A 9,482-nucleotide genomic window follows, 5' to 3' on the forward strand; every position below is an offset into this window, starting at 1 on the left:
GTCGTCGGCCCGACCTTGAGGCCGAAGCCGCGCAGGATGCCCCGGATGCTCATCTCGATGTCGTGAAGCTTACCCTGAATGAGCTTGCGGGCGGTCAGCAGTGCACGCACCTCCTGGGCGGCCAGAGATTTGCAGTGGACCGGTCTGAACCAGCCAAGCCGCATCAACTGCGCAATGCCCCGGGCGTCCTTCTTGTCGGTCTTCACCGGCATCGTCTTGAAGGCTGCACGCACGTGGCGCGTCTCGATCAGCTACCATCCCGGCATGGAGCCACTGCGACAGGGGGCCGGCCTCCAGTCCAATGCGCCCCATCGCCACGCCGTGCGCGCCGAACCAGGCGATCAGCGCATCGGGTTCGCTGAGGATCTTCGCTTCCCGGATGATCCGGCCATCCGCATCCACCACGCACACGCTCGAGTATTCCAATGATACGTCGATGCCCGCATACTGCTTCATGGTCGTTTCTCCGTGATGCTATGGAGCAGGCCACTCCTGAATCCGCGACACCATCATTGTGAGGGACGACCACCGGCCCTTCAAACCTGCCGGGCCGGGTTCCGCCCGTTACACCATCTGGTAGGATAAAATAAGAACATTGCCGTCTGCACGGCCCCGGCGGAGCAACCGATGACTTAGGCAGTTCGCCGCCTCGGGTGCGGCTTAACCACAACGCCTCGCACTCTCGGCAAAGGCCATCATCAGAGGTCCGACGCCCTTGGCGTCATCGGCCACCACTTGCTCCGAGAGGTAGTAGCCGGGCGAGCCGTCGCGATAGTTGCCTTCGAAGCCGCCGAGGCCAGCGACACCGACGATTGTTGTCAGTCGAGTGACACCCTCACTATCAACGACAAGGCGCCTCGAAACCAGTGCATTGAGGGCGCGCTGGCCGGCCAAGATGGCTCGATCAGCCTGAGAAAGACCCAATCGGGCGGAGCGCAGCAATGCGTAGGCAAACATGGCAGAGGCAGAGCTTTCCTCATAATTGCCTGCCAGATCGGGTTCATCGAGGACTTGCGTCCAGAGGCCGGACGGCGTCTGGCGTGCCATCAACTCGTCAAGCAGCAGGTTGGTCCTCGAACGTAGCGCTGCGGTCGCCCTGTCGTTGGGCAGAAGCGCCAGCGCATCAACCAGTGCCATTGCCAGCCAGCCGACGGCCCGGGCCCAGACCGCCGGCGACCTGCCTGTAATTGGGTCCGCCCAACTTTGCTTCCGGCTGTCATCATAGCCGTGCACGTAGAGGCCCTTGGCGGTCGCGGTGAGCGCAAGTGCTGTCGCGAACTGCTGAAGCGCATCGGCAATCAGAGCCGGATTGTCGGTCGCAAGTGCGTATTCGATCTGAAACGGGAGACCCATATAGAGACCATCGAGCCAGACCTGGTTAGCGTAGCGCTGCTTGTGCCAATAGTTGCCGGAGGGAATGCGCGGATGGGTTTCGAGTTGGCCTGCGAGATGATCTGCCGCTTTCTTGTAGCGGGGATCCCCTGTTTCTACGGCGAGCGGGAATAGGACGCGCCCTGCAAGGATGTTGTCGATATTGTACTCCGCAGGATCGTAGCCGAGCAGTGTGCCGTCGGGAGCGACCTGGCGGTCGATAAGCCGGCGCTGGTGCTCGCTCCAGCGCTCCTCGCCGGTCGCCTCGAAAAGAAGGCGAAGACCGCGGTAAATGCAGCCGTCCTCATAGCACCAGCTTCCCCCCTTATAGGGAGTGTAGCGTCGCGCGAACTGGTCGAAATAGGTGGTCGGGTCCATCGGATATCTCATTCAAAGGAAACGGAAATCGAGGCTTTGCTCAAGAGCGCAGGTTCATCGCAGTCGACATCGGCGCACTCGGCGACGATCGTCTCGTGCCGCATCGGTCGCACCCGGTCAGCCATGATCGGAGGCGTAGCGGTCGCGTCGCCGCGATAGGACGCGATCTTCAACCGGCGAACTCTGGTGTTGCGGATCGGTGCTTCCGGCAGCCCGAGAAATGCCCCTGCCACGTGCGCGAGCTTGCGGATTTCGACGTCCTCAACGGTGACACCATCGATGATTGGGGTTCCCGGGCCGGTAGCAGCCGGCCGGCGCGATTGCACCCACTCATCGTGGCCGTCCGCGTCGCAATGATAATGGGCGTTGGCCGATAGCGCCGTCTCGACGCCATCCATGAGAACTCGCCGCATGGCAATGTTCGTGATCGAGCCGCCGCGACCGCGCCTTGTCTTCAGACGCAAGCCGCGATCGGTGCCGATCATCTCGCAGTCCTCGACGGCGACATCGTGCACGCCGCCGGACATTTCCGAGCCAATAACGAGGCCGCCGTGGCCGCGCTCCATCAGGCAATGGGTGACACGGATGCCGCGAGTTTCGGCAAGGTGGTCGTCTTCTCCATTTGGCCCGCGCTTTCCCGCCTTGACTGCGATACAGTCGTCCCCCACGGAAAATCGCACGCCGGTGATCGTGACGTCGCGGCAGCTTTCGGGATTGAATCCATCGGTATTCGGGCTGTCGGGCGGGGCAGCCACGGTAAGGCCTGCAGCGACCAGCCGGCTGCAACCTTGCGGATGGACTGTCCAGGACGGCGCGTTGCGGATCGTAAAGCCAAGCAATTTCACGTCCGTGCAGGAAACGAGGTGGAGGCCGCGCGGGCGGCGAGCGCCGTTACGGGTTTCCTTCGGCCAGCTCCACCAATCACCCAGGTCTCCGGATCCGTCGAGCGTGCCCTCGCCCTCGATCACCAGGCTTTCAGCGCCGATGGCATGTATTGGAGCAGAAAAACAGGCGGAGGGTAGTCCCTCCCAACTTCCGAGCATTTTGCCTTCCGCGTCGCGTGCGTCGAGGATGGGCCAACCCGTGCGACCTGAAGGTGCCCTAAGGATCGCTCCCTTGGAAAGGTTGAGGGTCATGCCGCCCTTGAGCCGGACAGGAAAGGCCGTCCAGTCTCCCTCGGGCAGGCGCAGCGTGCCGCCGTCCGGCACGGCGACGACGGCATCCGCCAGTGCGGCGGCATTGGCGCGGGCACCCTCAAGGTCGTTGTGACGCACACCCTGCACAAGCCCGAATGCGGTTGGATCGATCAGACCGGCGCAGGCTGCCGTTTCGAACTCGAGCGATTGGAACCCTTCGACCTCGAGCCGGTAGCGACCACCGGGCTGCAGATCGTGAAAAACGCTCACGACCGTCGTCGCCGCGCCTTCGCGCACGTCGCCGTCGCCAGTCAACGCCGAAAGCCGCCAGGAAGCGGGCTCAGGCACGCGATAGAGCGCTCCGGCTTTAGGCAGGCAAAGCGCTGCCGTTCGCGCTGACAGCGCGATGATGGACGGTCGGATCATGGTCTCGTTCTCTTGGCTTTTCCGGTAGAGTGGACCCGCCGCGGAAACCGTGGCGGGACATCTGACGATCAATCGAACTCGGCAAGCACGTCGTTCACCGTATCGATGATCTGTGCGGCTGCCTCATCCGCCTTCAGCTGGCCATAGGCGTACTCCTCCAGCGTATCGATGAAGGCTGCGCGCACCTCCGGATGCTCGTTGAAAGGCGAGACGGCCGGACCGCTTGCGGCAACGACGATAGCGTTTGCTGCGCGCACTTCCGGCTCGCCCTTGTCACCGAGGCGGGCAGCGGCGGCCTTCGACGCCGGCAAGCCGCGCGAGGTGCCTAGAGCATCGATGCCCTCCGGTTCGTTCAGCAGGCAATTGACGATCTGCGCTGCCGCATCGGGGTCTTTGGAGTTCTTTGAGATCGAGAAGACCATGGAGGGCTTGCGATAGACGCCTTCCGTCACCGCATTCGGAAGCTTCAGCATTGCCACGGGCTTCAAGACCTGACCGTCCTTCAACGGGTCTGAATATTTCGAATAGGTCGAATCCCATTCGTAGGAGCCGGCAATCTTGCCGTCGGCCCAGGCGGGCTTTTCGAACAGATTGACGTTGCCATCGGCTGCTTCTTCCTTCTGCGACCTGATCGCCCCGGTCTCGACCAGCTTACCCAGGAACGATATGCCCTCCGTAAGCTCCTCCGGTGTCCAGGCAACGCGATTGGTCGCGGGATCGACCAGATCCTTCCCGGTCTTCTGGACGACAGCCAGGGTCGTCAGGAGTTGCGCCGTCTCCTTGACGGCATTGAAGGTGTAGTAGTCCTTGCCGAGCTTCTCCTTGATGGTCGCCGTTGCCGCAAAGAATTCGTCCCAGCTTTTCGGAATGGCGACGCCTGCCTTTTCGAAGGTCGTGGCGTTGAAAAAGAAGACGCGGCCCGTCGTCGAAACCGAAAGCCCCTGCAGCACGCCGTTCATCGAACCGGCCGACAGATCCGCCTCACTCCAGTTGGAAAGATCGATCGCTTTGAGCTTGCGCAGATTGGCAAAACCGTCGCCATTCTTCGAGAACAACGGCAACCACGGCCAGTTGACCTGAATGATATCGGCTTCGGTCTTGCCGGCCATCTGGGTCGTCAGCTTTTCAAGGTAACCGTCAAAGCCGGTGAACTCGCCTTTGACCGTGTGGCCGTATTTTTCGCCACAGGCGGCGATCGCCTTCTGGGTGGCGACGTGGCGGCTCTCGCCGCCCCACCAGGCCATACGCAGTTCGGCGGCGTGCGCCGTCGTGCCAAAGGCCAGAGCGCCATAGGCGACAGTGGCCAGTGCTGCGATCATTCTTTTCGTTCTCATCGAATTTCTCCTCCTTGGAATGGGGCCGAACGCTGCCTCCTCACAGCGAGACGTTGCGGCCATCGGTCTTGTCGAAAACATGCAGGTGATCAGGATCCGGGCGCAGGCGGATCACGTCCGATTGGCCAAGTGCCTCGAACTCGGCGGCGCCCACGACGCTCACCAGCTTGCGGCCATCAAGGTCGGCATGCAGGTAGACTTCGTGCCCCATGAACTCTGCATTGCTGAGCCTTGCAGACAGACCCGGCCCATCGGCGACGAGCGAAAGATGTTGCGGGCGCATGCCGAGCACGGCCTCAGCAGGTCTCGCCGAAAGCCTGCGCTCGAGATGGGCGCCAAGCGCCAGCCGCTGGCCTCCGATCTGGAGTTCGCCACCTTGAAGCGTCGCATCGACAAGGTTCATCTCGGGGCTTCCGATGAAACCGGCGACAAACAGGTTTGCCGGTCGATTGTAGAGCTCCTTGGGTGTCGCCACCTGCATGATTCGGCCAGCCTGCATGACGCAGATCCGGTCTCCCATGGTCATGGCTTCCGTCTGGTCGTGGGTCACGTAGATCACCGTCGAAGACAGGCCTTCGGCCTTCAGCTGTCTGTGCAGATCGGTGATGCGCACCCGCATCGAGGCCCGCAGCTTGGCATCGAGATTGGAGAGCGGTTCATCGAAAAGGAAGACGCCCGGCTTCTTGATGAGCGCGCGCCCGAGCGCCACGCGCTGCGCCTGACCGCCGGAGAGCTGCTTCGGCAACCGGTCGAGCAGCGGCTCAATCTCGAGGATCCTGGCGACGTGCTTGATAGCTGCGTCGATCTCTGCCTTCGGCTTGCCGGCAATCTTCAGCCCGAATGCGAGGTTGCCGCGCACCTTCATGTGCGGATAGAGCGCGTAGTTCTGGAACACCATGGCGATCGAGCGCTTGCCGGGCGGCAGATCGTTGACGCGCTGGTCGCCGATCACGATCTCGCCGCCCGAGATCTCCTCGAGCCCCGCGACCATGCGCAAGGTGGTCGACTTGGCGCAGCCGGAGGGGCCGACGAAGACCATGAACTCGCCATCCTCGATGTCGAGATTGATGCCGTGGACGGCCTTGAACGCGCCGCCATAGATCTTTTCGAGGTTTTTCAGTTGAACCTTTGCCATGGTCAGCCTTTGACTCCCCCGGAGGAGATCCCTTCAATGAAATACCGTTGCGCAGCGAAGAACACGACCAAAGCCGGTGTGATCGTCAGCACCGACATTGCGAGAATGCGGTTCCATTCGAAGGCTTCTGTGGTGTCGATGGAGAGTTTGAGCGCGAGGCTCACGGGATATTTGTCGACCGAGGACAGATAGATCAGCGGCCCGAGGAAATCGTTCATCGTCCACATGAACTGGAACAGGCAGACGGAGATCAGCGCCGGCGCCAGCATCGGAACGACGATGTAGACGAGCGTCTGGAGACTGTTTGCGCCATCGACGCGCGCCGCCTCTTCCATGTCTGCCGGCAAAGAGCGCAGGAACTGCACCAGCATGAAGACGAAGAAGGCATCGCCGGCAAAGGCTGAGGGCACCCATAGCGGCAGGAAACTGTCGAGCCAGCCGAGATCGCGGAACAGGATGTATTGCGGGATGCGCGTCACGACATTCGGCAAAAGCAGGATCGCGATCACCGAAGCGAAGAGGATCTTCTTGAACGGGAAATCGAACCGCGCGAAAGCGTAGGCCGCCATGGTGCAGGAGATCGCCGTACCGATCACCTTCGGCAGGATGATCAGGAACGAATTCCAGAAGAACCGGCCGAAGGCATAGGGCGTCGAAGTCTGCCAGCCTTTGATGTAGCCGTCGGCGGTCGGGTTGTCTGGCAGGAAGCCAGCGCCGGCGAAAATCTCCGAGTTGGTCTTGAAACTCGCGCCGACCAGCCAGATCAGCGGATAAAGCATGACGAAACCGACTGAAAAGAGCAGCACGTAGCGAACTGTCGCCGACAGCAGGCGAAGCCTTGCCCTGCGTACGGCCTGGTGGCCGTTGAACGTTTGAAGATCGACCATGGCTCAGTTCCTCTTGTCGCCGGCGTAGAAGACCCACTTCTTCGAAGACCAGAAGGCGACGAGGGTCAGCACGGTAATGATGGCAAAGAGCACCCAGGCTATGGACGAGGCATAACCCATGTTGAACTTCTTGAACGCCTCGTCATAGATGTAGAGCGGCAGCAGGTATGTGGCCTTCAGAGGACCGCCCTGAGTGATGATGTAGGGGCCGTTGAACTCCTGGAACGCCTGCACCATCTGCATGATGAGGTTGAAAAAAATCACGGGAGTCAGCAGCGGCAGGGTGATCCAGAAAAAGGTCCGCACCTTGCCCGCGCCATCGATCGCCGCTGCCTCGTAGAGCGACTTGTCGATCGATTGCAGTGCTGCCAGGAAGATCACCATCGCCGAACCAAACTGCCAGCAGCGCAGAAGCGTGATGGTGAAAAGCGCATTGGTCGGATCGCCGAACCAGTCGACCGGGGCAAGCCCCAGCGTGGCCAGCATCATGTTCGCAAGTCCCTCCGAAGCAAATACGTAGCGCCACAGGACGGCGATGGCGATCGACCCTCCAAGGATCGATGGCACGTAGAACGCCGTTCGGAAGAGGCCGATAAATTTCAACCGGTAATTCAGGATCGCGGCGATGAAGAGTGCAAAGGCGAGCTTCAACGGCACGGTCAGGAACACGTAGAGCAGCGTGACGTTCAACGACTTGATGAAGGTGCGGTCACGGGTAAACAGCCGCTCGTAGTTGGCGAGCCCCGTCCAGCGCGGCTCGCTCATCAGGTCGTAGCTGGTGAAGCTCAGGTAGAACGAGCTGATGAACGGGATGGCCGTGAAAATCAGAAGGCCGATGACGTAGGGCGCCAGATAGCCGAGCCCGAGAAGGCGGTGTCCTTTCATGCCGCTCCTCCCGGAGGGCACCGAAATGCTGCCTTTATAGATACAGTTTCGTACAAATTACGCTCCCGGATCGGCACGGACGAAAGCAGGACTCTCCCTTTTTCGCCACGAACCGATCCCTCCTCCCAGACGATACGGTGCGCACAAGCGGCTTATGCGGTGACAATCACCCATCTCTCCTGCAGAATGAATTCACAAAGGCGAGGAAAAAGATGGACGAAATTGAAGGTGGCATTCTCTCTGCGATTCCACCGACGGCGCTGAGCCTCAATCTGACGCGAGCCGCTATCCGCATGGAGCACTCGCACACCTGGCGGATCGACAAGTCCAATGAGGTCGATGACCTTGTGATCTGCCTCGAAGGGCGCGGGCATTACCTGATAGACGGCGAACCTCGGATCATGGAGCCGGGTGACGCGATGCTGATTTTGCGTGGCCAGCGTTTCGTCGGATGGAATGAGGGGCGGGAGACCTACCTCGGCGTTGCGCAGCACTTTACGCTCGATATCTACGGGCGCCATAACCTTATCGCGCAGATGGACCTACAACCGAAATTGCGCCTCACGCGCTGGGCGCTTCTCGAACCGCTGGTCCGGCACTATCGCCAGAGTGTGCCTCCCTCCTCCGTCACGCTCGGTCAGCATCATCTCTTCATGGTGCTGCTCATTGCTTTTATCGAGGACGCATTCATCGGATGGCGGGACCACGCCACTTATCAGCCCGAGGGCGCCGATGCGATCGACCTTGCTGTCATGAAAGCTGCCACGATGATCTCCGCCAACCCGCTCGATCCGGAGATTGCGACACGAGCGGTCGATGCATCGCCCTATAATCGCGACTACTTCCTGCGCGAATTCCAGAAGCGAGTGACCCGCACGCCGCGAAAGTACCAGGAACTGAAACGCATGGAGCGCGCCATGCATTTCCTTGAGGCTGGTCTTTCCGTGGCGGCTGCCGCAACCGAAGTCGGCTATTCCGATCCCTATTACTTCTCCCGCATGTTCAAGCGGACCTTGGGCCTCAGTCCGCGCGATCACCTGAACAAGGTGCGCCAGAGTCGAGATGGTGGCTTGATGCAGCTTGACGAACCCGAGCAAGCACTTGCGCTCGCGGACGGACTTGCGGCCAACCAGTAGGAGACGCGGTCGGCACCGTTGAGATCAACGCACGTCCCGCCTGCTGGGGGAGCGCGTGGTTGGCGCGTTGGCCTCCCGCGCTGTTCTCACCCTTGAGATACTTTGAATTCCGAGAGCGCACCGCGATCGATCTCGATGCCGAGACCGGGCGCGTCCGGGATGGCAACGACACCATTCACGGTTTCGATCGGCGTCTTCAGCACCGCCTGGCGGAAGGGATTCTCCGTCCGGTCGAACTCCATGATCGGCTCTATCGGGTTTACCCGCACCGGATCTGGCGTCATCGCCGCCATGAACTGTAGCGCAGCGGCAAGATGCACGCCGGTACCCCAGACATGCGGCACGATGCGAACGCCATGCAACGTCGCAAGACTTGCAATCTTCGCCATCTCGGAGAACCCACCGCAGCCGCAGAGATCCGGCTGCAGGATGTCGACGGCGCGGCTCTCGATCGCTGGCCAGATGCCGTAACGGGTGTGCCAGGTCTCGCCGCCGGCAACCGGGATGGGCTGCCCGGCTCTCACCTCGCGATAGGCCGAAAGCTGTTCCGGCACCACTGGCTCCTCGAACCAGTCGATATCGTAGTCCGCCGCCGCCTTGCCGAGGCGGATCGCCTCGGTGACGGTGTAGCCGTGATTGGCATCGATCATCAGCCGCATTTCATCGCCGATCGCCTCGCGCACGGCACGGATGACGCGCAGGTCTTCGTCGATGCTAAAGCCGATCTTGATCTTGCAGGCGTGAAACCCCTGCGCCCGGCGTTCCGCCATCTCCATGGCATTGTCGGAGACGCG

General features: G+C 61.2%; 8 protein-coding genes and 1 pseudogene. 1 reads left to right on the forward strand and 8 read right to left on the reverse strand.

Annotated elements, in window-relative coordinates:
* The 7 genes and pseudogenes from ACTJKE_RS36210 to ACTJKE_RS36240 all read right to left on the reverse strand — a co-directional run.
* Positions 1-456: pseudogene (locus ACTJKE_RS36210) on the reverse strand (IS110 family transposase); the annotation flags it as partial.
* 204 nt (positions 457-660) lie between these two features.
* Positions 661-1,749 carry a glycoside hydrolase family 88/105 protein gene (locus ACTJKE_RS36215; protein WP_058325757.1) on the reverse strand — a complete coding sequence of 363 codons (1,089 nt, stop codon included), beginning with the start codon at positions 1,747-1,749 and terminating at the stop codon, positions 661-663.
* A gap of 8 nt (positions 1,750-1,757) precedes the next feature.
* Positions 1,758-3,311 (reverse strand): polygalacturonase PglA, encoded by a 1,554-nt coding sequence (gene pglA, locus ACTJKE_RS36220; RefSeq protein WP_058325756.1) that lies wholly within the window; start codon positions 3,309-3,311, stop codon positions 1,758-1,760.
* Between the two features lie 68 nt (positions 3,312-3,379).
* Positions 3,380-4,645: an ABC transporter substrate-binding protein gene (locus ACTJKE_RS36225; RefSeq protein WP_057248450.1), complete on the reverse strand. Its 1,266-nt coding sequence runs from the start codon at positions 4,643-4,645 to the stop codon at positions 3,380-3,382.
* A 40-nt stretch (positions 4,646-4,685) separates the two neighbouring features.
* Positions 4,686-5,780: an ABC transporter ATP-binding protein gene (locus ACTJKE_RS36230; protein ID WP_057248451.1), complete on the reverse strand. Its 1,095-nt coding sequence runs from the start codon at positions 5,778-5,780 to the stop codon at positions 4,686-4,688.
* Between the two features lie 2 nt (positions 5,781-5,782).
* Complete coding sequence (locus tag ACTJKE_RS36235) at positions 5,783-6,667, reverse strand: carbohydrate ABC transporter permease (protein ID WP_058325755.1); 885 nt, start codon at positions 6,665-6,667, stop codon at positions 5,783-5,785.
* Positions 6,668-6,670: 3 nt separating this feature from the next.
* Complete coding sequence (locus ACTJKE_RS36240) at positions 6,671-7,552, reverse strand: carbohydrate ABC transporter permease (protein ID WP_057248453.1); 882 nt, start codon at positions 7,550-7,552, stop codon at positions 6,671-6,673.
* 212 nt (positions 7,553-7,764) lie between these two features.
* On the opposite strand from ACTJKE_RS36240, the gene ACTJKE_RS36245 reads away from it, so the two are divergent.
* Positions 7,765-8,688, forward strand: coding sequence for a helix-turn-helix domain-containing protein (locus ACTJKE_RS36245; protein WP_057248454.1), 924 nt, complete (start codon positions 7,765-7,767; stop codon positions 8,686-8,688).
* An 86-nt stretch (positions 8,689-8,774) separates the two neighbouring features.
* Here the strand turns inward: ACTJKE_RS36245 and ACTJKE_RS36250 are convergent.
* Positions 8,775-9,482: mandelate racemase/muconate lactonizing enzyme family protein (locus tag ACTJKE_RS36250; protein WP_440693869.1), on the reverse strand; the 708-nt coding region annotated here is incomplete at its 5' end.

The sequence above is a fragment of the Ensifer sp. 22521 genome, from assembly GCF_052044795.1.
Taxonomy (GTDB): Bacteria; Pseudomonadota; Alphaproteobacteria; order Rhizobiales; family Rhizobiaceae; genus Ensifer.